Genomic DNA, 255 nt, shown 5'->3' with positions numbered 1-255 from the left:
GGAGACCCCACACTACCATCGGCGCTACGGCGTTTCACTTCTGAGTTCGGCATGGGGTCAGGTGGGACCACCGCGCTAAAGCCGCCAGGCAAATTCTGTTATTCATGCCGCCCTCAGGCCGCACAAACTAATCCGTTGTGAACAAGCTGAATATTTCGCGTCTCTCATCACGCTCACCAAAACACTTCTGGTGTTGTAAGGTTAAGCCTCACGGGTCATTAGTACCGGTTAGCTCAACGCATCGCTGCGCTTACA

At 53.7% G+C, this 255-nt stretch carries 1 rRNA gene; it reads right to left on the bottom strand.

The window, feature by feature from the left end:
- Positions 1 to 89 (bottom strand): 5S ribosomal RNA (rrf, locus tag N5923_RS00065); the annotation flags it as partial.
- Between the last annotated feature and the right edge of the window lie 166 nt (positions 90 to 255).

This window comes from Winslowiella arboricola (assembly GCF_025527015.1).
GTDB lineage: Bacteria > Pseudomonadota > Gammaproteobacteria > Enterobacterales > Enterobacteriaceae > Erwinia > Erwinia arboricola.
The sequence above is the reverse complement of the archived record's forward strand: the minus strand, read 5'-3'. Positions and strand labels throughout refer to the sequence as shown.